At 73.1% G+C, this 20,143-nt stretch carries 16 protein-coding genes; 10 read left to right on the top strand and 6 right to left on the bottom strand.

Features of this window, described 5'->3' with window-relative positions:
- Window positions 1–2: 2 nt before the first annotated feature.
- From ACBI99_RS17560 to chrA, 5 genes are all read left to right on the top strand, one after another.
- Complete coding sequence (locus ACBI99_RS17560; RefSeq protein WP_375072723.1) at window positions 3–1,433, top strand: FAD-dependent monooxygenase; 1,431 nt, start codon at window positions 3–5, stop codon at window positions 1,431–1,433.
- Entirely contained in the window at window positions 1,420–1,983 is a 564-nt protein-coding gene (locus ACBI99_RS17555) for a TetR/AcrR family transcriptional regulator (RefSeq protein WP_375072722.1), read from the top strand. The genes ACBI99_RS17560 and ACBI99_RS17555 overlap by 14 nt, the downstream gene beginning before the upstream one ends.
- Before the next feature lie 74 nt (window positions 1,984–2,057).
- Window positions 2,058–2,555 (top strand): Chromate resistance protein ChrB, encoded by a 498-nt coding sequence (locus ACBI99_RS17550; protein ID WP_375072721.1) that lies wholly within the window; start codon window positions 2,058–2,060, stop codon window positions 2,553–2,555.
- Window positions 2,552–2,983: a chromate resistance protein ChrB domain-containing protein gene (locus ACBI99_RS17545; protein WP_375072720.1), complete on the top strand. Its 432-nt coding sequence runs from the start codon at window positions 2,552–2,554 to the stop codon at window positions 2,981–2,983. Before ACBI99_RS17550 ends, ACBI99_RS17545 begins: the two co-directional genes overlap by 4 nt.
- On the top strand, window positions 2,980–4,350 hold the full coding sequence (chrA, locus tag ACBI99_RS17540) for a chromate efflux transporter (RefSeq protein WP_375072719.1): 1,371 nt from the start codon (window positions 2,980–2,982) through the stop codon (window positions 4,348–4,350). Before ACBI99_RS17545 ends, chrA begins: the two co-directional genes overlap by 4 nt.
- Before the next feature lies 1 nt (window position 4,351).
- On the opposite strand, the gene ACBI99_RS17535 is transcribed toward chrA, so the two are convergent.
- The 4 genes from ACBI99_RS17535 to ACBI99_RS17520 all read right to left on the bottom strand — a co-directional run bounded on the left by ACBI99_RS17535 (window position 4,352) and on the right by ACBI99_RS17520 (window position 9,624).
- Window positions 4,352–5,932: an AMP-binding protein gene (locus ACBI99_RS17535; RefSeq protein WP_375072718.1), complete on the bottom strand. Its 1,581-nt coding sequence runs from the start codon at window positions 5,930–5,932 to the stop codon at window positions 4,352–4,354.
- 56 nt (window positions 5,933–5,988) lie between these two features.
- On the bottom strand, window positions 5,989–6,852 hold the full coding sequence (locus tag ACBI99_RS17530; RefSeq protein WP_375072717.1) for an alpha/beta hydrolase: 864 nt from the start codon (window positions 6,850–6,852) through the stop codon (window positions 5,989–5,991).
- A 120-nt stretch (window positions 6,853–6,972) separates the two neighbouring features.
- Window positions 6,973–8,544 (bottom strand): hypothetical protein, encoded by a 1,572-nt coding sequence (locus tag ACBI99_RS17525; protein WP_375072716.1) that lies wholly within the window; start codon window positions 8,542–8,544, stop codon window positions 6,973–6,975.
- Between the two features lie 69 nt (window positions 8,545–8,613).
- Window positions 8,614–9,624, bottom strand: coding sequence for a LacI family DNA-binding transcriptional regulator (locus ACBI99_RS17520; protein WP_357589348.1), 1,011 nt, complete (start codon window positions 9,622–9,624; stop codon window positions 8,614–8,616).
- Window positions 9,625–9,787: 163 nt separating this feature from the next.
- Here ACBI99_RS17520 and ACBI99_RS17515 point away from each other — a divergent pair, with 163 nt between their 5' ends.
- From ACBI99_RS17515 to ACBI99_RS17495, 5 genes are read left to right on the top strand one after another with little or no spacing between them, the layout of a single operon-like run.
- On the top strand, window positions 9,788–11,077 hold the full coding sequence (locus ACBI99_RS17515; RefSeq protein ID WP_219509072.1) for an ABC transporter substrate-binding protein: 1,290 nt from the start codon (window positions 9,788–9,790) through the stop codon (window positions 11,075–11,077).
- Between the two features lie 8 nt (window positions 11,078–11,085).
- Complete coding sequence (locus ACBI99_RS17510; RefSeq protein WP_246645848.1) at window positions 11,086–11,937, top strand: carbohydrate ABC transporter permease; 852 nt, start codon at window positions 11,086–11,088, stop codon at window positions 11,935–11,937.
- A complete protein-coding gene (locus ACBI99_RS17505; protein WP_357589352.1) occupies window positions 11,934–12,764 on the top strand; it encodes a carbohydrate ABC transporter permease in 831 nt (276 codons plus the stop codon). Before ACBI99_RS17510 ends, ACBI99_RS17505 begins: the two co-directional genes overlap by 4 nt.
- Complete coding sequence (locus ACBI99_RS17500) at window positions 12,761–13,750, top strand: serine hydrolase (protein ID WP_219509069.1); 990 nt, start codon at window positions 12,761–12,763, stop codon at window positions 13,748–13,750. The genes ACBI99_RS17505 and ACBI99_RS17500 overlap by 4 nt, the downstream gene beginning before the upstream one ends.
- Window positions 13,747–16,362, top strand: coding sequence for a family 78 glycoside hydrolase catalytic domain (locus ACBI99_RS17495; protein ID WP_375072715.1), 2,616 nt, complete (start codon window positions 13,747–13,749; stop codon window positions 16,360–16,362). Before ACBI99_RS17500 ends, ACBI99_RS17495 begins: the two co-directional genes overlap by 4 nt.
- 5 nt (window positions 16,363–16,367) lie before the next feature.
- Here the strand turns inward: ACBI99_RS17495 and ACBI99_RS17490 are convergent, their stop codons facing one another.
- Together ACBI99_RS17490 and ACBI99_RS17485 are read right to left on the bottom strand one after the other, a co-directional pair.
- Window positions 16,368–17,093, bottom strand: a complete 726-nt coding sequence (locus tag ACBI99_RS17490) for a hypothetical protein (protein ID WP_375072714.1) — start codon at window positions 17,091–17,093, stop codon at window positions 16,368–16,370.
- Window positions 17,094–17,141: 48 nt separating this feature from the next.
- A complete protein-coding gene (locus ACBI99_RS17485; RefSeq protein ID WP_375072713.1) occupies window positions 17,142–20,072 on the bottom strand; it encodes a hypothetical protein in 2,931 nt (976 codons plus the stop codon).
- Window positions 20,073–20,143 lie beyond the last annotated feature (71 nt).

Raw genomic sequence — 20,143 nt, 5'->3', positions numbered from 1 at the left:
TCATGCACGACGTCGTCATCGTGGGAGCCGGCCCCACCGGGCTGATGGCCGCCTGCGAGCTCGCGCTGGCGGGCGTGTCCTGCACGATCGTGGACAAGCGCGGCAGCGCGTCCAGCGTCACCCGCGCCTTCGGCCTGCACGCCCGGGCCCTGGAACTGCTCGACGCCCGCGGCCTGGGCGACGCCCTCGTCCAGGCGGGGAACCCGCTCAGGACGGTGCACCCCGCCTACGCCTCACGGGTCGACTTCGGACGGCTCGGCACGCGCTACCCAATGCTGCTGCTCGTCCCCCAGAACGGCACCGAGAAGCTCCTTCAGGGCCGGGCCGCCGAGCTCGGCGTACGGATCCGCCGCGACGCGCAGGTGACCGGCCTGACCCAGGACGCCGACTCGGTACGGCTGACGCTCAAGGACGGGGACGAGTTGGAGGCCCGGTACGTCATCGGCGCCGACGGCGCCCACAGCACGGTCCGCGACCTGGCCGGCGTGGGCTTCGCCGGCGCGGCCTACAGCCTGCCCATGCTGCTGGCCGACGTCCGCATCCCCGCCGCCGAGCCGCCGCCCATCACGCAGGTCGGCACGCAGGGCGTGGTGGTGACCCTCCCCTTCGGCGACGGCTGGTACCGGGTCGGCGCCTGGCTGCGCGAAGAGGAGAAGGACGCCGGCTTCGCCCGGATCCGCGAAGCCTTCCACCACATCGCCGGCACCGACTACGGCATGAGCGAGCCGCGCTGGTTCTCCCGCTTCACCGCCGAACGCCGCCAGGCCCGCAGCTACCGATCAGGGCGCGTGTTCCTGGCCGGGGACGCCGCCCACGTCAACTCCCCCATCGGCGGCCAGGGCATGAACACCGGCATCCAGGACGCCGCCAACCTGGGCTGGAAGCTCGCCGCCACCGTGCACGGCTGGGCACCACCCTGGCTGCTCGACACCTACCACGCCGAGCGGCACCCCGTCGGCTCCGCCGTCCTGGCCATGACCGACCACCTCACCGGGCTGGTGCTCAGCGGCTCGCGAGCGCGCCTGGAGATCAACCGGCGCGTCATGGCGACCCTGCTCCGCACCGCGCCCGGCCGCCGCCGCATCCTCGGCAGGCTGTCCGGCCTGGAGTTCGCCTACCCGCCCCGCGAGCCGGACGCCCACCCGCTGGCCGGCCGCCGCGCCGCCGACGGCCCGACCCACACGGGCCGCCTGTACGAGGTGCTGCGCGCCGGCGCCTTCGTCCTGCTCTCCGACCACGGCGCCCCAGCCCCGTGGCGTACCCGCGTCCGGCACGCCAGACCCCTGATCAGCACCAGGCCCGAGGCGACGCTGATCCGCCCCGACGGGTACGTGGCCTGGGCCGGGGACCACACCGGCGTCGAAGCGGCTCTGGTGAAATGGTGCGGTCCGGCCGGCCACCCCACCAGGGAAGGAAACCATGCCACCGCCTAACCCCCAGCGCCGCGACCACCTGGCCGACGCGGCCATCACCGTGCTGGCCGAGCGGGGGTCACGCGGGCTGACCCACCGAGCCGTCGACACCGCCGCCGCCGTGCCGGCCGGCACCGCCTCGCGCTACTTCCGCACCCGCGACGCGCTGCTCGACGGGGTCATCGAGCGCATCACCCACCGGCTCGGCGAACGCGTGGACTCCTACACCGTCCGGCCGATCTCGCCGGCCGACCTGGAGGAGGCGCTGGTCGGCGTCCTGACCACGATGCTGAGCGACCGGCACGACCCGCTCGCCCTGTTCGAGCTGCACCTGGAGAGCACCAGGAACCCCCGGCTGCGGCGCGTGCTGACCGGCGCCCTGCACAGCCGGAGCGACCTCCTCGTCCGCCAGTGCCGCGCCGCCGGGATCGACATCGGCGAGGACGCGGCCATGCTCCTGGAGATGAGCGTGCTCGGCATCCTGTTCACCGCCCTCACCACCGGCGTGCCCGAGTCCCCGAGCGAGCCGATCCGCACCGCCGTGCGGGCTCTCCTGGCCCGGACCGGCTGATCGCCGAAGCGCGACCGGCCGAAACGTTGTGCAACCGTGGTTACAGTAACTACGGTTGCACTCGGAGGTGAGGCATGGCCGAGCGATGGGTGTTGCTGGCGTACCGGATCCCGCGCCAGCCGTCGACACTGCGGATCACGATCTGGCGCAAGCTGGACCGGCTCGGGGTGGCACGGCTGGGTGACGGGCTGGTCGCGCTGCCCGCCGACGCCCGGACCCGGGAGCAGATCGACTGGATCGCCGAGGAGATCGGCGAGATGGGCGGCAGCTCCACCGTGTGGCTGGCCGCCGCCGGCAGCGCCGCGCAGGAGAAGGCGATCGCCGCCGAGATGCGCGCCGCGCGGGCGGCCGAGTACCGGGCGGTGATCGAGCAGGCCGCGACGGCGGCCGGGGCGCGGGCGGGCGAGCGCAGCCGCGCCCTGAAACGGCTGCAGGCCGAGCTGCGCAGGATCGGCAGGCGCGACTACTTCCCGCCCGCCGAGCGCGAGGCCGCCCAGCAAGCGGTACGGGCACTGGCCGAGGCCGACGCCGACGCCGAAGCAGGCACTCGTACGAGCGGGGGTGCGCGATGAGGTGGGTCACGCGCGCCGGCGTGCACATCGACCGGGCGGCGTGCGCCTGGCTGATCCGGCGGCACCTCGACCCCGAGCCGGAGTTCGTGTTCGTCGACGACCCGGCGCTGGCGCCGGCGGACGCGACGCCGTTCGACATGCGCGGGGCCGAGCTGTCCCATCACGGCGACGACTGCAGCTTCGAGACCGTCCTGCGCCGCTACGAGCTCGACGACCCGGTGCTGTGGAAGCTGGCCGAGATCGTGCACGAGGCCGACCTCGACGACGGCCGCTTCGACGCCCCCGAGGCGCCCGGCGTGGACGTGATCCTGCGCGGGCTGTCCATGATCTGCGACGACGAGCGCGTCCTGGAGGTCACCGGGCCGGTCTTCGACGGCCTGTACGAGTTCCACCGGCGGGCGCTGCTGCTGGGAAGGGAGCCGGCATGACGACCGAGGCGACCCGTGACGTGATCCCCTTCCGGCAGGCCGTGCGCGCCTGGTTCCTCATCTCGCTGCAGACGTTCGGCGGCCCGGCCGGACAGATCGCCGTCATGCAGAGCACCCTCGTCGAGGAGAAGCGCTGGATCGGCCAGCGCCGCTTCAACCACGCCCTCAACTACTGCATGCTGCTGCCCGGCCCGGAGGCGCAGCAGCTCGCCATCTATGTCGGCTGGCTGCTGAACGGCACCCGGGGCGGGCTGGTGGCCGGGACGCTGTTCGTGCTGCCCGGCATGCTGGCGCTGCTCGCGCTGTCGGCGGTCTACATCCTGTGGCAGGACACCACGGTGGTGACCGCGCTGTTCGCGGGCATCGCCCCGGCCGTGCTGGCCATCGTGGCCCAGGCCGTCATCCGGGTCGCCAGGCGCTCGCTCACCCACCCCTTCTTCGTCGCCCTGGCCGTGGCCGCCTTCCTCGCGCTCGCGCTGTTCGGCGTGCCGTTCCCGCTCGTGGTGGCCGCCGCGGCGCTCGCCGGGTGGCTGGCGCACCGGCTGGCCACGCACGTGTTCGACGCGGGCAACGGGCACGGCGGCGACGGCGGGCCGGCGCCGCTGATCCCGGACGACGCCCTGCACCACGCCCGGCCGAGCCGGCGCTCGGCCGTCAGGATCCTGGCGATCGGCCTGGTCGTCTGGTGGGTGCCGGTGGCCGCGGTGGCGGTCTTCCTCGGCACCGACAGCGTGTTCACCACGCAAGGGCTGTTCTTCTCCGGCACCGCGCTGGTCACCTTCGGCGGCGCCTACGCGGTGCTGGCGTTCGTCGCCCAGCGGGCCGTGGAGGTCTACGGCTGGCTGACCCCGGCGGAGATGGTCCGCGGGCTCGCGCTGGCCGAGACCACCCCGGGGCCGCTGATCATGGTGGTGCAGTTCGTGGCGTTCCTCGGCGCCTATCGCGACCCCGGCGCGCTCACGCCGTGGGCGGGCGCGCTGCTGGGGGCGCTGCTGACGACGTGGGTGACGTTCGTGCCGTGCTTCCTGTTCATCTTCCTCGGGGCGCCGTACGTGGAGAGGCTGCGGCACAACGCGGCCATCAGCGCCGCGCTCACCGGCATCACCGCCTCCGTGGTCGGGGTCATCGCCAATCTGGCGGTGTACTTCGCCGAGCACACCCTGTTCGGCGAGACGTTCGCCTGGGCGTGGGGGCCGTTCAGCGCGCAGCTCCCCCGGCTCGGCGCCGTCGACCCCGTCGCCCTGGGCGTCACGGCCGCCGCGCTGGCGATGACGTTCGTGCTGAAGTGGCCGATGCTGCGCATCCTCGGCGTCTGCGCTCTGCTCGGGATCGGCACGGTGCTCCTGCCGACGGCCTTTACGTTGTAGATCACGTAAGGCCGAGCAGGCGGACGCTCTCCTCCCGCATCTCGACCTTGCGGATCTTGCCGGTGACCGTCATCGGGAAGCCGTCGACGACGTGGACGTAGCGCGGGATCTTGTAGTGGGCGAGCCTGCCCGCGCAGAACTCGCGCACGGCCGCCGCGGTCAGCGGCTCGCTCCCCTCCCGCATGACGATCCAGGCCATCAGCTCCTCCCCGTACTTCTCGTCGGGCACGCCGATCACCTGCACGTCGGCGATGCCGGGATGATGGTGGAGGAACTCCTCGATCTCGCGCGGGTAGACGTTCTCCCCTCCCCTGATGACCATGTCCTTGATCCGGCCGACCACGTTGACATAGCCGTCGGCGTCCATGGTGGCCAGGTCGCCGGTGTGCATCCAGCGGGCGGCGTCGATGGCCTGGGCGGTGAGCTCCGGCTCGTTCCAGTAGCCGAGCATCACCGAGTAGCCGCGCGTGCACAGCTCGCCCGACTCGCCGCGCGGCACGGTCAGCCCGGTCTCCGGGTGCGTGATCTTGACCTCGACGTGCGGCATCACCTGCCCGACGGTCTCGGTGCGGCGTCGCAGGTCGTCGTCGGACCTGGTCATGGTGGAGACGGGCGAGGTCTCGGTCATGCCGTAGCAGATGGCGACCTCGGCCATGTTCATCTCGGTGACGACGCGCTTCATCACCTCGACGGGGCAGGGCGAGCCCGCCATGATGCCGGTGCGCAGGCTGGACAGGTCGAAGCGTCCCGCGAGGGCGAGCTCGGCGATGAACATGGTCGGCACCCCGTACAGGGAGGTGCACCGCTCCTGCTGGACGGCGCGCAGCGTCGCCTCCGGGTCGAAGCCGGGCGCCGGGATGACGACGCAGGCGCCGTGGGAGGTGGCGCCCAGGTTGCCCATCACCATGCCGAAGCAGTGGTAGAAGGGCACCGGCAGGCAGACCCGGTCGTGCTCGGTGTAGCCGATGCCCTCGCCGACGAAGTAGCCGTTGTTGAGGATGTTGTGGTGCGAGAGCGTGGCGCCCTTGGGGAAGCCCGTCGTGCCCGAGGTGTACTGGATGTTGATCGGGTCGTCGGGACTGAGTGCGGCCATGCGCTCGCGCAGCGCCTCCTCGGGGGCGAGCGCCTCCAGCGGGCCGGGCTCGCCGAGGTAGACGACGCCGGAGAAGCCGATCTCCTCGATCATCGCCCAGTAGTCGCTGCCCTTGTGCGTGCGCGCGCTGAACAGCAGGCGCATCCCCGACTGCCTGACGACGAAGTCGAGCTCGTGGGCGCGGTAGGCGGGGTTGACGTTGACCAGGATCGCGCCGATCTTCGCGGTGGCGTACTGGACGATCACCCACTCGGCGCAGTTGGGCGCCCAGATGCCGACCCGGTCGCCCTTGGCGATGCCGGCGGCCAGGAGCGCGCGGGCGAGCCGGTTCACGTCGGCGTCGAGCTCCGCGTACGTCCAGCGGCGGCCGGTGGGCACGTCGACGAGGGCCTCGCGGTCGCCGAAGCGCCGGACGGTCCGTTCGAAGTTGTCGCCGATGGTCTCGCCCAGCAGCGGGGCCGGCGCGACCGCGCTCGAATAGGACCACATGTCAAAACCTCCGATCGGTGCATTCATTGAAGACCACGGGGTGGCCGGGTGACCAGCTAGACGAGGTTCTTGAGGGCCTGGTTCTGCCAGGCGGCATTGGCCGTCAGCTCGGGGGCGGCTCCGGCGAACGCCCCTCGGGCCTGCGTGTCGCCCATGAGGCGATAGCGCAGCCAGGCGGTCACGTAGCCGAGGAAGGCGCCGCCGTTGTTCTGGATGTCGTTGTGTCCCGCGCCCTTGAGCAGCGCCATGCCCGCCCCGGCGGTGGCCTGGTCGTAGTAGCCGCGCACGGTCGCGGCCGAGGAGATCAGCCAGTCGTTCGCGCCGCTGAGGAAGAGCGCCGGGCAGGTCAGGTCGGCGACGGAGAACTCGTCCCCGGGGCTCGCCATCCACTGCGCGGGCACGGCGATCGGCACGACGGTCGTGATCAGCCCGGCGGAGTCGTTGGCCGCGTTGATCGAGCCGCCCGCGCCCTGGGAGTGGCCGACGGCGGCGATCCGGGTGGCGTCCAGCTTGCCGTGGAAGACGCTGGCGGGGTCGTCGCCGAGGGCGGCGAGGTGCTGGGCGGCGGCCAGGATCTCGGCGCCGGTGCCGGTGGTCGTGTCGGTGGAGGCGATCACCGCGAAGCCCCATGAGGCGAGGTGGTTGAGCAGTCCCGGGTAGTTGTCGGGGGTGGCCCACGAGCCGTTGCCCCAGGTGACGATCGGGTGGGTGACGCCGCCCGCGCCCAGGGTGGCGGGGTGGTACAGGCGGTGGCCGCCGGAGGTTCCGGTGGTGACCGGCCACGGGCCGGTCGCCTGGTAGGCCGACTCGATGGTGGCGGAGGCGGCGGCGGCGCTCTCGGCGGCCGACGCCAGGAACGCGGCCGGCAGGAGGCCGAGCGTCCCTGCGCGCAGGGCCTGGCGACGGGTGATGTTCTTCATGGGCACCTCACGGGTGGTCCGGAGACGCGGGCGTCTCCTGGGGTGGGGGGAAGCACCGGCACGGTGCGCGGGCTCCGCGCGGCCGTGCCGGTGGGCGTGCCGTTGGATAGACGGCGGTGGTCAGGCGCAGCCGGGGGTGCCGGAGGCGCGCTGCTGGCGCATGGCGGTCACGTCGCCCGCGACGGCGGACTGCGCCATCGGGCCGAGGTCGAGCACGACGTCGGTGAAGGCGAGCGACGCCTTGCGCATGACCGCCAGGTCGATCGCCTCGGCCCCGAACTTCGGCGAGAACAGCGTCTTCGGCGCCGCGATGGGCGCGATCACGGGCAGCAGGTGCTGGTTGTACGGGGTGCCCTCGCCGCCGAAGGAGCAGTGACGCGGCACCTTGGTGAGGTCGGCCGCCGACAGGCCCTTGAGGATCGCGGTGCGCCGTACGTCCCAGTGCTCGATGTGGCCCCTGACCAGCTCGCGCAGCGGGGTGCTCTCGCTGACGGGGACCAGCAGCAGCTCGGTGAGCGCGGGGTCGGCGACGAGCTGGCGGCCCGGCAGTCCGCCCGGCCTGGCGACCGCGTCGTAGCGCCGGGCGCCCAGGTGCTCCAGGACGACGACGGAGGAGACCCCGCCCTGGTCGTACTCGGCGTCGAGCTGGGCGGCGAGCTGGCCCGCGCCGCCCTCGCGAACGTCCGGGCCGGTCAGGTGCTGGTAGAGGTGACCGGTGACGAAGGCGAACTGCACCGTGCGCGGGCGGCACGCCACCGGCAGCGACGCCAGGTAGCGGGCCATCTCGATCATGGTGAGCGGGCCGTTGTCCCACACCGGGCTCATGCCGTCGGTGTGGCTCTCGACGACGATCTTCTGCGCGGCGCCGCCGGGGAGCGTCGCGAGCAGGGTGCGGGTGGTCGTCGGCGTCCAGGCGGCGTTCACGGTGAGCGCGGCCTGGACCTGCTGCCCGGCGGCCAGCGCGTCCTTGATCTGCTTGCCCTGGTCGGCGCCGACGTACACGCCGGGCACGCCGTACGGCAGGCCCTCGTAGGGCGCGTACATGCCCTCGATCTGGGCGTGCGGGAGCGTGCTGATCTCGATCACGCCCAGCGCGCCCGCGGCGGCGGCGGCCTTCAGGTCGGCGTCGGCCGCGGCCGGGGCCTCCATCGACTCCGAGCCGAGCATGTTGATCGTGAGGCCGGGGTCGTACATGGAGTAGCCGAGCGTGGGCGGATAGAAGAGCAGGTTCGGCACGTTGGTCCACGGCAGGTCCCGGACGACGATCTTCCCGGCGGCGTTGGCCGCGGTGATGCCCGTGCCGGCGGGCAGGTGGACGAGCGGCGCCGTGACGCCGGCGGCGGCGGAGAACGGCACCGGGGCCGCCACCTGCACCGGCGTGCCGCCGACGGTCAGGGCGGCGCCGAGGCTGTCCCAGCGGTCGATGGCGTAGGGCAGGGAGGAGAGCTGGAGGCCGGGGACGGCCGCCAGCTCGTCCTCCAGCCAGTCGATGTAGCCGGCGTGCGCGGTGGAGCCGGTCGGCCTGGGGCCGAACGTCTCCTGCTGCTCGGCCAGCTCGCCCAGGCGGGCCTCGGTGGCGAACGCGGCGGGGTCGACGCGGACGGGGCAGGTCAGGGTGGCCGCCTGGGCGGCGGCCGGCAGGGCTGGTGTGATCAGGGGGAGGAGAAGGGCGAGCAGGGCGAGTCGTCTCACGGGGGTCCTTCCAACGAAACGTTTTAATACGTGGTCCGCGACAGTCCCCCGATGCGCGGCCGGGCTTCCTCAGTGGCGGGGCGGGCCTGTGGTGCCCCGGACGATCAGCGTCGGCGAGACCGACGAGGTCACCGACCGGGTCCGGCCCTCGATGCGTTCGACGAGCAGTTGCGCGGCGATCGCCCCGATGGCCTGCCCGTCCTGGTCGACGCTGGTGAGCGAGATGCGCTTGAGCGAGGCGATGCCGATGTTGTCGTAGCCGGCGACCGACAGGTCCTCCGGCACCGACAGGCCCGCCTCGTCGGCGGCGCGCAGCACGCCGAGCGCCGCGATGTCGGCCCCGGCGAAGATCGCGGTGGGCCGGTCGGCGCGGGCGAGCAGTTGCCGCGCGCCCTCGTAGCCGCCCTCCTCGGTGAAGGAGGTCGCCAGCACGTCGTCGGCCAGCCCGTGGGCGCGCATCGCCTGGCGGTAGCCCTCGGCGCGTACCGTGTGCGGGAGCCCCTGGGCGCGGGCGCGCTCCAGGTGGGTGATGTGCGCGATCCGGGTGTGCCCGAGCCCGACCAGGTGGTCGACCACGAGCCTGGCCCCCATGACGTCGTCGTCGACGACCGCGCCGTAGGCGGCGGAGCCGCCGTGCCGCCCCACCACGACGACGGGGACGGCCGTCGCGATGGCGGTGAGCTCGGCGTCCGTCATGACCGGGGAGATCAGGATGAGCCCGTCCATGCTCCGGTCGATCATGGCGTCGGTCATCCGGGCCTGCGTCCTGGGCTCGATCCCGCCGGGGCCGAGCAGCACCTGGTACTGGGTGTCGCTCAGGTGCCCGGTGACGCCCTCGATGATGTCGGGGAAGAACGGGTTACGGGTGTCGGAGAGCATGACGCCGAGCGTGTAGGTGCGTCCGCGCAGGGCGCGGGCCGCGGCGTGCGGGCGGTAGCCCAGCTCGTCGATGGCCTGCGACACCTTGGCCTGCATCTCCGCGCTCACGCCGTAGGCGCCGCGCACCACCTTGGACACGGCCGCCGTGGACACTCCGGCCCGCCTGGCCACGTCGGCGATCGTCACCCGTCCGCTCGGCACACGCCGTCCTTTCTCTCGTAGAACGAACTACACGATCTTTCTGAGGGAGGAGGCTAACTCGGATCGATGCTCAGGTCTACCTCTTGACGGGCGATTATCTTGTGCCCTAACAATGGAGAACGTTCTACACAACCAACCCCCCTATGTGAACAGGAGCACGGGCGTGAGAGCACCATCCCGTCTGCTCGGCGCGGCGATCGGCGCCGTCCTCGCCCTGTCCGTCTCCGGCTGCGGGTCGTCCGCCCCGGAGGGGACCGGTCAGGTGAAGCTGACCCTCTGGCACAACAGCGCGGACCCGGCGGCGCTGCTGGAGATGTATGAGAAGTTCGAGAAGCAGTCCGGCCACACGATTGAGCTCGTGTCGATCCCGTCCGACGGCTTCGAGGACACCACCCAGACCAAGTGGGCCACCGGCGAGCGCCCGGACATCCTGGAGTATCACGCGACGGTGAGCGGCCTGCTGGCCCTCAACCCGGCCGAGAACCTGCGCGAGCTGACCGGCGAGGCGTACATCGCCAGGTCCGGGGACCTCTACCAGGCCGCCGGGGCCGTGAACGGCAAGGTCTACGCCGCCATCACCGGCTTCCCCCAGGTGTTCGGCCTCTACTACAACAAGAAGGTCTTCGCCGAGGCCGGGCTGACCCCGCCCACCACCTTCGCCGAGCTGTCCGCCGCCTGCACCGGGCTCAAGGCCGCCGGGGTCACGCCGGTCTTCGAGTCGGGCGGGTCGATCTGGCCGGTGCAGATCCTGCCCATCCTCTACCTGGCCGGCGCCAACCAGGGCAACGCGTACGGCAAGGCCATCGCGAGCCACACCAGCACGCTGGCCGACGCGGGCTCGCCGTTCGTCGCCGGGCTGAGCGCCTACGCCAAGCTGCAGGCCGACGGCTGCTTCAACAAGGACATCGTCACCGCCAAGTTCGAGGACTCGATGAAGGCCCTCGTCACGGGGAAGGCGGCCATGGTCGCCCAGCACTCCGACATGCTCCCGGCGCTGCTCGCGGCGGCGGGCGGCGACCAGAAGATCGTGGACGAGTCCGTCGGCTTCGCCGGGCTGTCGAGCGACAAGCCGCTCGTCACCTACGCGCCCGGCCCGATCGGCACGTTCTACCTGCCCAAGACCGGCGATCCGGCGCGTGAGAAGGCGGCGCTCGACTTCGTGCGCTTCATGACCGGCCCGGCCTACGCCGAGTACATCGCCGCGTCCAAGACCTTCCCCGTGCTCAAGGACGTACCCGGCCCGCAGGGCGTCCCATCCGTGCTCCAGGACGTCAAGAAGGCGTACGACACCGGCGCGGTCATCGCCTTCAACTCCGACATCCCCGGCATGGGCGGGCTGGCGCAGCTCATGTCCGAGCTGATCGCCGGTCAGAAGGACCCGCAGAAGGCCGCCACCCAGCTCCAGGGCCAGGTCGAGCAGGCGGCCAAGGCGGCGGGGCTGCCCGGATGGTGATGCGGGACATGACGCGGGCCAGGGCGGCCTGGCTGCCGTGGGCGCTGCCCGCGATCGTGCTGGTCGCGGTCTTCTTCGTCGCCCCGTTCCTGCTCAACGTCCGGTTCGCGTTCTCCTCGTGGACGAGCTTCCGCGCCGAGATCACCTGGAACGGGCTGGACAACGTCCGCACGCTGATCGACCAGGACCTGCTGGCCAACGCGGTCACCGTGACCGTGCTGTACGCGATCCTGTGCATGGCCATCCAGAACGCCGTCAGCCTCTCGCTGGCGCTGGCCCTCCAGCGGACCGGCCGGGTCAACACCGTCTTCCGCTCGGCGTTCTTCCTGCCGACGCTCATCTCGCCGCTGGCCGCCGGCTACATCTGGCGCGGGCTGCTCGCCCCCGACGGGGCGGTCAACTCCTTCCTCGGCATCGAGTGGGCGTGGCTGGGCGAACCGGCCACCGCGCTGGTGGTGGTCGCGTTCATCGACGCGTGGAAGTGGAGCGGGCTGATCACGCTCGTCTACATCGCGGGGCTCAACTCGATCCCGAAGTCGCTGCTGGAGTCGGCGACCGTCGACGGGGCCGGGGCGTGGACGCGGTTCCGCCGGGTGGTGTTCCCGATGCTCGCCCCGGCGCTGACGTTCAACGTGGCGGTCACGCTGGTGGGCGCGCTGAGCGCGTACGACGTGATCGCCGCCACCACCGGCGGCGGGCCCGGCGACCACACGCGGGCGCTGAACGTGGTGATGCGCCAGCAGTGGGGTCAGGGCTTCTTCGGCACCGCGAGCGCGCTGGGCTTCACCGTGACGCTGCTGGTGATCGCGACCGCCGTGCCCCTCGTGTGGTGGCTGCGGCGCAGGGAGGTGACGGGATGAGGCCCGCCTTCAGGCAGGCGCTCAAGTACGCGGCGCTGACGCTGTTCGCGATCCCGTGGGTGATCGTGCCCGTGTGGCTCGTGGTCGTCAACTCGTTCAAGCCCGCGGGCGAGGCCGCCGAGCTGGGCCTCGGGCTGCCCCGCACGTGGGCGGTCGCCGAGAACTACGGCATCGTGCTCGACCGGGGCGCCTACCTGACGGGGCTGCTCAACAGCCTCAAGGTGAGCGTGCCGATCGTGGCGGCCGTGGTGCTGCTCGGCGCGGCGGCGGCCTGGGCGTTCGGGCGCAGCCGGTCGCGCTGGCTGCAGGCGGCCTACTTCGTCATGGGCCTGTCGATCCTGCTGCCGCCGTCGATCATCCCGACCGTCTACCTGCTGCGCGCCCTGTCGCTGGACGGCGGCTCGCTCGGCTACGTGCTGACGATGACCGGCTGCCGCGTGGGCATCGTGGTCTTCCTGGCGACCGGGTTCGTCCGGGCGTTCCCGCCCGACCTGGAGCATGCCGCCGCCATCGACGGCGCCTCCCGCCCGCAGGTCTTCGTCCGCATCCTGCTGCCCCTGCTGCGGCCGGTGCTGTTCGTCGGCAGCGTGATCCTCGTCATCAGCGTCTGGAACGACTTCTTCTTCGCCCTCTTCCTGCTCCAGGGCAGCGCGAACGCCACGCTGCCGCTCAGCCTGTTCCAGTTCGCCTCCGGCACCCTGCAGAGCCTGAACTGGAACCTCGTCTTCGCCCACGTCCTGCTCACCACGCTGCCCCTCGTGGCGGTGTACGTCGCCGCGCAGAAGCGCGTCCTGGCCGGTCTCACGGAAGGTGCTCTCAAGGGATGACCACGCACGACATCGCGCTCGACTGGGTCAGACGCGAGATCGACGGGGGGCGGCTGCCGTGCGCGGTGTTCGGCGCCGCCACCTCCGGCGGCATCCAGGTGCTGGAGGCGTTCGGCACGCACGACGGCCGCGCGACCAGGACCGACGACCACTTCGCGCTCTTCTCCGTGACCAAGCCGCTGGTGGGGCTGGCCGCGCTGCGCCAGGTCGAGCGCGGGCTGCTGTCGCTGCGCCGCCCGCTGCGGGACGTGCTGCCGGGCTTCGCGCGGCCCGACGTGACCCTGTGGCACCTGCTCACCCACACCGCCGGCATCGCCGAGCAGACGCTCACCCCCGACGACCTGGTGGAGCACCTGGTCACCGCGCCGGCGCTGTTCGAGGCGGGCACGCTCAGCCACTACTCCAACCTGGCCTTCGCCGGGATCGCGGAGATGATCCGCGACGTCACCGGCCGCGACGTGGCCGGCGTCGTCGACTCCGACCTGAACGCGCTGGTGCCGGGCGGCGGGCGCATCACGTTCGACCCGGCCTGCGACCCGGCCGAGGTCCACGGCGTCGAGCTGCTCGGGCCCGGCTTCGACCTCGACGCGTTCGTCCGGCTCCGCCACCCGGCCGGGGCGCTGTTCTCCCGCGCCGAGGACCTGCTGGCGCTCGGCGGGGCGCTGCTGCGCGGCGACCGCGCGCTGATCCACCCGACCACCCTGGCCGCGATGACGACCCCGCAGACGACGGGCCTGGTCAAGCTGCAGCCCGACCCGGTCAACGCCGGGCAGGACTGGGGCCTCACCTGGAACCTGCGCCACTCGGCTCCCGGCCTGCTCGAACGGCGGCTGTACGGGCACGGCGGCGCCTCGGGCTGCCAGTGGTGGATGTACCCGGAGCAGGACGCGTGCTTCGTGCTGCTGATCAACGTGATGGCGCCGAGCCTGTCCGGCGTCGACGTCGACGGCCTGCACAACGCCTTCACCACCGGGCTCGATGCGTGAACGGGGAATCGGGGGTGCTCGGCGCGCAGGTCTCGGGCGCGCAGGCGCCGCTCATCCGTCCGGTCCCGCCCGGCCCGCAGGCGGGCCTGACGTGCGGTCTGGCCGATCCCGTGGGCGTGGACGAGCCGTCGCCCCGGCTGTCGTGGAACGCCCGGCTCGCCGAGGAGGCCGCCGTGACGCTGCGCGCCGAAGGGCGCGAGGTGTGGCGGTCGTCCGTCCCGGCCGGGTCGCACCTGGTGGACGTGCCGGACGACCTGCTGGCGCCGCTGACGCCGTACACGTGGAGTGTGGACGGGCACGCAGCCGGCGCGTTCACGACGGGCCTGCGGGCGGGCGGCGGGTGGGACGCCCCGTGGCTGGCGGGCGATCCGCGGGCGGCGGTGAGCCTGCGCGGGTCGTTCACCTCGCGGCCCGGGCGCGTCTGGCTGGCCGCCACCGCGCTGGGCGTCTACCGGGCGCTGCTCAACGGGGTGCGGCTGGGCGAGGAGGAGCTGGCCCCCGGCTGGACCGACTACGGTCACCGGGTCCGCTACCGGCTGCTGGAGCTCACGCGGCTGCTCGTGCCGGGTGAGAACGAGCTGGAGCTGTGGCTGGCGCCCGGCTGGTACGCGGGTCACGTGGCCGGCGGCGGGCCGGGCCGCTACGGCGACCGGCCGGCCGTCAGCGCCCAGGTGCTCGTGCGGGACGGCGCCGGGGTCCGGCGGGTGTGCGCGACGGGCGCGGCCTGGACCCGGCACGACCTCGGCCGCCCGCGCGCCGACCTGATCATGGGCGAGACCGTGCAGACCCCGTTCCCCCAGGGCGGGGCGGCTGAGCCGGTGGGCGTCCCGGGGGTCCTCGTGGAGGCCGACCCCGCTCCCCCGGTGCGGGTGATCGGCACGGTGCCCGCCGTGTGCGTGACCGAGCCCGCGCCGGGCGTCCAGGTGGCCGACTTCGGGCGCAACGTCGTCGGGCGCGTCCGGCTGCGCGTCGACGCGCCGGGCCCGGTGCGGATCGTGGTGCGGCACGGGGAGGAGCTGACCGCGACCGGGCGGCTCTACACCGACAACCTGCGCACCGCGGACCAGTGCGACGAGTTCCTGCTCGGGCCCGGCCGGCACGAGGTGGAGCCCGCGTTCACGCTGCACGGGTTCCGCTACGCCGAGATCACCGGCTTTCCCGGCGCGCTGACGCCGGACGACCTGGAGGCGGTGCTGCTGTCGTCGGCGATGGCCGTCACCGGCTCGCTGACCGTGAGCGATCCGGCCGTCCGGCAGCTCGTCGCCAACATCGGCGCGTCGGCGGACGGCAACCTGGTGAGCGTGCCGACCGACTGCCCGCAGCGCGACGAGCGGACCGGCTGGACGGCCGACATCTCGGTGTTCGGCTCGACGCTCAGCTTCCTGCGGCACACGCAGGCGTTCCTGTCCGGGTGGGTGACGTCGCTGATCGACGGGCAGCGGGCCGACGGCGCGGTCCCGCACGTCGCGCCGGTCCTGCCGGAGTACGGCTACGACTCCCCCGTGTGGTCGGACGCGCTGGTCGAGGTGCCGTGGCTGCTGTGGCGGCGCTACGGCGACGACCGCACGCTGCGCCGCGCGTACGACCCGATGCGGCGCTGGGCCGCCTACTGCCTGGCCCAGGCCGAGGACGGCGTCCGGCCGGGCCGGGCGCTGGGCGACTGGCTGGCCCCCGGCACGGTCGAGACGCCCAGGAACCTCATCGCCACCGCCGCGCTCGCCCGCAGCCTCCGCCTGATCGCGCACGCGGCCGGCGTGCTCGGCGAGCCGCACGCGGCGGAGTACGCCGAGGCGTCCGCCCGCGTGTCCGGCGCGTTCCGGCGGGCCTTCCTCGACGGGCCGAGGCTGCGCACCGAGACGCAGACCGGCTACGCCGTCGCCCTCGCCTGGGACCTGGTCGCGCCGGAGGACCGGGCCGCGTCGGCGCGGGCGCTGGCCGAGCTGGTCCGCGCCGACGGACACCGGCTGATGACGGGCTTCGTCGGCACCCCGCTGCTGCTGCCGGTGCTGTCGGAGACCGGACACCACGACCTGGCGTGCCGGATCTTCAACCAGGAGGGCTACCCGTCCTGGCGCTACCAGCTCCGCGCCGGGGCGACGACCATGTGGGAGCGCTGGGACGCCTGGCACCACCGCCACGGCCTGCAGACGCCGGCGATGAACTCCTTCAACCACTACGCCTACGGCTGCGTGGGCGACTGGATGTTCCGGCACGTGGCGGGCCTGGGCGACGACCCGCGCGGGACGGGCGGCGGCTTCGGCGAGCTGCTGCTGCGCCCCGGCCCGGTCCCGCTGCTGCGCCAGGCGCACGCCCGCTACGCGAGCGCCTCGGGAACCGTCGAGTCGGGCTGGCGGGCCGGGCCCGGCGGGGTCCAGTTCACCTTCGCCGTCCCGGAGGGCGTGAGCACCCGCGCGGTGCTGCCCGTACGCGGCGCGTGGGACGGGATGACCGTGAACGGCACCTTCCTCATGGGCCTGAACGAGCAGCTGCCGGTCACCAGGCTGGCCGACGGGGGGTGCGCGCTGAGCCTGCCGCCGGGCCGCTGGTCGTTCACGGCTCCCTCGGCGGCCACGGCCCACCTGCTCCAGGAGTGGGACGACCTGGGCTCGTGACGGCGTCAGGGCTTCCAGACGAGGTAGGACACGGTGACGCTGCCGTCGGGCCGGGAGACGTCCGTGACCCGCACCGCGGCGACGTTCCGCTCGGTGGTCTCCAGGCAGTACCAGGCGCCCTTCTCGGCGTCGACGCTGCCGTAGTGGCGGCGCTGGAGCCGCGCCGCGCACGCGGCCTTCGTGGGGGTCCCGTCGAAGGGGGTGATCCGCAGCTCGCCGCCCCCCTTGGTCCAGAGGTCGGTGTACGGGGCGTTGTAGACGATGTCGGCGGTGGCGTTCGCCTCGCTGACGACGCCGCTCTCCAGGTCGAGGTAGTCGTTGTCGGCGAGCGTGACCTCGCCCTCGCCGGTCGCCGTCGTGGAGGGTGACGGGGTCGCCGGGACGGTGACGTCCTCGCCGCCGGCCGAGGACGCTGGGGTGGCGGCGGGGATGGCGGCGGAGGCTTCGGGCGCTGTCAGGAGGCGGTCGAAGGCGGCGCCCGCCGTCCCGGCCCCGACGGCGATCAGCACGGCCACCAGCAGGTCGGCGACGCGCAGGGCGCTGCCGAGCCGCCGCAGCAGCAGGACGAACCCGAGCAGGGCGGCCAGAAGGCCGGTGACGAGGATGCCCGTCACCGAGCCGCTGACCGCCAGTTGCGCGACGGCGGCCGTGTCCGCGACGAGGCCGAGCCCGGTGAACAGCACGGCCTCACGGGTCCGGGCGGGCGGGCCGGCCGTTTCCGAACTGGTCAACACGCGTTCCTTCCGTCGCGGCGCGCGGCTGTGGGACGGGGCTCCCGGTCAGGGCGCCCTGAGGTAGGCGACGCCGAAGTGGGCGTCGGCCAGGGTGCCCGCCCCGGAGTGACAGTAGACGTCCATCAGGAGCGCGGGCGGCGCGCTGTGGGCGTTGACGTTCCCGAGATGGCAGTAGCGGCCCGCGCTCCGGGACGACACCTGGGCGCTGTCGCCCGGCTTGCCGATACCCGTGTACGCGATCCGGTACCAGCCTGCCGAGAGGCGGGTGACCGCCGGGGTCTCGGCGCTCGTGCTGTGGGAGCGGCGGGCGTCGATCCCGGGGTTCTCCGGGTCGCCCGTGGTCGTGACGTAGGCGGCGGGCGTCGAGGCGTCCCGGTGCAGCCCGGCGTCCTGCGTGTAGGACAGGACCCACGGGGAGTCGATCCGGCGGGGCGTGGCGTCCGCGCCGATCGCGTAGCAGCCGACGCTCACCTCCAGGCCCTCCCCGGCGGGCGCGGTGCCTTCCGCGTGGCAGCGCGCGGGCGTTCCCGTCCCGTACGCGCCCACCTGGAGGTATCCCTTGTCGGCGGCGTACGGCGCGCCCTTGAGCACCGCCGTGTAGCGGCCGGTCCCCTCGTGGCGCACGTGGTTGACCAGGCCGGCCGAGTTGAACGTGCCGTCGTTGCGCGCGGGGGCGAGGTCACCGGCGCCGCCGGGCGCGTCGTAGCGGACGGTGGCGTAGGGGGTGTCACCGGCGGCGGGCGCGGCGAAGAACACGGTGAACCACCAGTCCACCGGGGCTCCGGTCTGGTCGAAGCAGCGCACCCGGATCACCTCGTCGGGCCCGGCGGGCTGCTGACCGGCCACCGAGCAGACGCGGCCCCGGTAGTGCGTGCGGTAGGCGGTGGCATGGGCGACGCCGGTCTGCGAGGCGACGTCCGGCAGGCGTACCTCGTAGTCCCCGGTCCCGGTGCGTCTCACGCTCGCCCGCCGGCTCGCGGTGGCGGGGTCGAGCCTGCCGGTGGTCCACTGGTAGGCGGGGTTCAGCGCCGTGTCCGCGCCCAGCGGCGCGCTCGCCTGGTCCATGTACGCGTAACCCCAGCGGGGCGTGGCCGACGGCGCCGGGGCGGCGGCGGCGACCATCGCGTCGACGAGGCGGGCGACGAGGCGCCTGCCCTCCTTCTCGGTCAGCTCGGGCTCCTGCGGCTGCGGGGAGGGAGCGCCGGCGTCGGGCGACACCCCGATGGGGAAGGTGATGGCGTCCCAGTCGTCGAAGCCGCTCAGCGTCTCGTCCTTGCCCGGGTAGCGGAAGCCCGGGTCGCGGACCTGCGTGTCGCCGGGCTCCGCCATGGTCGAGCACTCGTCGTCGTTCCCGGTGACGATCAGGCTGCCGTAGCGCCGGTCGAGGTCGTGCGGCGTGGTGTCCAGGCCGGGCCGCGTGCCGGCGGGGTCCTCCGGTGAGACGCACACCTGGCTCCAGCTCAGCAGGCTCACGCCGACCTCGTGCGACGGGTCGGGGTCGGCGGCGCCGCCGGAGCTCCAGTCCCAGTCGATCCCCCGGGAGGCGTCGGCGACCCGCTGGACCAGGCGGGGGTCGAGCCAGGTGACCAGCAGGTCGGTCGAGGCCCCGACTCCCCTGCTCTCAACCAGCTTCGACTGCTGGAGGTCCGTGAGCTTCTCCCGCGAGTAGTCGATCGAGCTCACCGCGCGGACGCGGTCGCTCCAGACGTCGGCGTCGGCGTCGCCCATGCCGCCGACGGCCGCCTGCCAGGCGCTGTAGTCGGGCACGCCGATGAGCCCGTAGGCGTAGTTCATGACAGACAGGTAGTTCGGCTTGTGGTTGACGCCGTCGCCGCCGCCGTGGGCGAGCCCGAGCGCGTGCCCCAGCTCGTGGACGAACAGCGCGCTCCGCTCGCGGTCGGTGACGTCGCCCCACGATCCCAGCGTGACGATGAAGTCGGTACGTCTCCCGCCCGCGTGCGAGTGGCCGCCGCTGTACTGGTAGCCCCACAGGGAGTAGAAGAAGAACCCCTGGCGGGCGGCGGGGAAGTTGCCGTCGCGGTGGTGCTCGAAGACGGTGCGCCCGTCCGGCTCCTCGGCGAACAGGTAGCGCCTGCGCTCCTGCGGCGTCACCGCGATGGCGGTCGACTCGTCGATCAGCAGCTGTATGCCCGTCCTGGACACGGGACCGTACGGGCAGGCCCCGGCGGGGCTGACCGGCGCGCTGTCGAACATGTGCCGCGCCTCCGCCAGGGCGCCGGGCGTGGGCCGGTCGGAGTCCGTGCCGTCGTCGAGCCAGTCGATCTCCACGGCGATCGTCCTGCGGCAGGGGTCGGCGCCGTGCTCGGGCAGCCAGGTGTCGCGGGTGCCGTCGGGACGCGGGATGCCCCGCAGCTCGACGCGGTCGGTCAGGCCGTCGCCGTCGGTGTCCGCGTCCGGCAGGCCCTCCCTGGTGTTCCAGGTCTGGTCGGTGTTCTTGTAGAAGCGGTGGAGCAGCTCGGCCGAGGCGGGGCGGTCGGCGTAGACGGCGCCGCTGTCGCGGTCGACGATCCTGAGGGCCTTCAGGTCCCAGTTGTCCGCGTTCAGGTCGGGCGCCGTGGACAGGTGGTGGAAGGTGAAGCCGTCGAGCAGCGCGTCGGCGGGCACGCACGGCGACAGGTGGGCGTGCCAGGTGAACGTGGTGTGCGCGAGGTCGCCGGTGCCGCCCAGGTGGAACCGCTCGGGCGGAGTGTCCTCGGCGCCGTCGCCGTTCCAGTCCTCGAAGAGGAACGCCTGGCCGCCCAGGGTCACGGTCTCGGTGGAGTCGTCGCGCAGCCCGTCCCCGCCCGTGGTGACGGAGAACGTCACCCGGCACACCTGGCCGGCGTCGGCGTGCGCCGGAGCCGCGGGGGTGACGGGCGACAGGCCGGCCAGGGCGGCGGCCGCGAGCAGGACGGCCGCGAGCACGGCGGACGCCCGCGGGCGCCGGGTGCGGGTGGCTCCTGGAGGTGGTCGCATACGGCTGCTCCTAACGTGAGGTGGAGGCGCGTCCGCGCACGGGGGCGCCTCGGCGGACGCCGCCGAGTCGA

The sequence above is a fragment of the Nonomuraea sp. ATR24 genome, from assembly GCF_041950485.1.
Lineage (GTDB): Bacteria > Actinomycetota > Actinomycetes > Streptosporangiales > Streptosporangiaceae > Nonomuraea > Nonomuraea ceibae.
This window is presented reverse-complemented; position numbering and strand designations above follow the sequence as displayed.

Excerpts from the sequence above, each read along its gene's own strand:
- ACBI99_RS17560 (WP_375072723.1), top strand. The coding sequence starts at position 3 with ATGCACGACGTCGTCATCGTGGGAGCCGGCCCCACCGGGCTGATGGCC.
- ACBI99_RS17555 (WP_375072722.1), top strand. The coding sequence starts at position 1,420 with ATGCCACCGCCTAACCCCCAGCGCCGCGACCACCTGGCCGACGCGGCC.
- ACBI99_RS17550 (WP_375072721.1), top strand. The coding sequence starts at position 2,058 with ATGGCCGAGCGATGGGTGTTGCTGGCGTACCGGATCCCGCGCCAGCCG.
- ACBI99_RS17545 (WP_375072720.1), top strand. The coding sequence starts at position 2,552 with ATGAGGTGGGTCACGCGCGCCGGCGTGCACATCGACCGGGCGGCGTGC.
- chrA (WP_375072719.1), top strand. The coding sequence starts at position 2,980 with ATGACGACCGAGGCGACCCGTGACGTGATCCCCTTCCGGCAGGCCGTG.
- ACBI99_RS17535 (WP_375072718.1), bottom strand. The coding sequence starts at position 5,932 with ATGTGGTCCTATTCGAGCGCGGTCGCGCCGGCCCCGCTGCTGGGCGAG.
- ACBI99_RS17530 (WP_375072717.1), bottom strand. The coding sequence starts at position 6,852 with ATGAAGAACATCACCCGTCGCCAGGCCCTGCGCGCAGGGACGCTCGGC.
- ACBI99_RS17510 (WP_246645848.1), top strand. The coding sequence starts at position 11,086 with ATGACGCGGGCCAGGGCGGCCTGGCTGCCGTGGGCGCTGCCCGCGATC.
- ACBI99_RS17505 (WP_357589352.1), top strand. The coding sequence starts at position 11,934 with ATGAGGCCCGCCTTCAGGCAGGCGCTCAAGTACGCGGCGCTGACGCTG.
- ACBI99_RS17500 (WP_219509069.1), top strand. The coding sequence starts at position 12,761 with ATGACCACGCACGACATCGCGCTCGACTGGGTCAGACGCGAGATCGAC.
- ACBI99_RS17485 (WP_375072713.1), bottom strand. The coding sequence starts at position 20,072 with ATGCGACCACCTCCAGGAGCCACCCGCACCCGGCGCCCGCGGGCGTCC.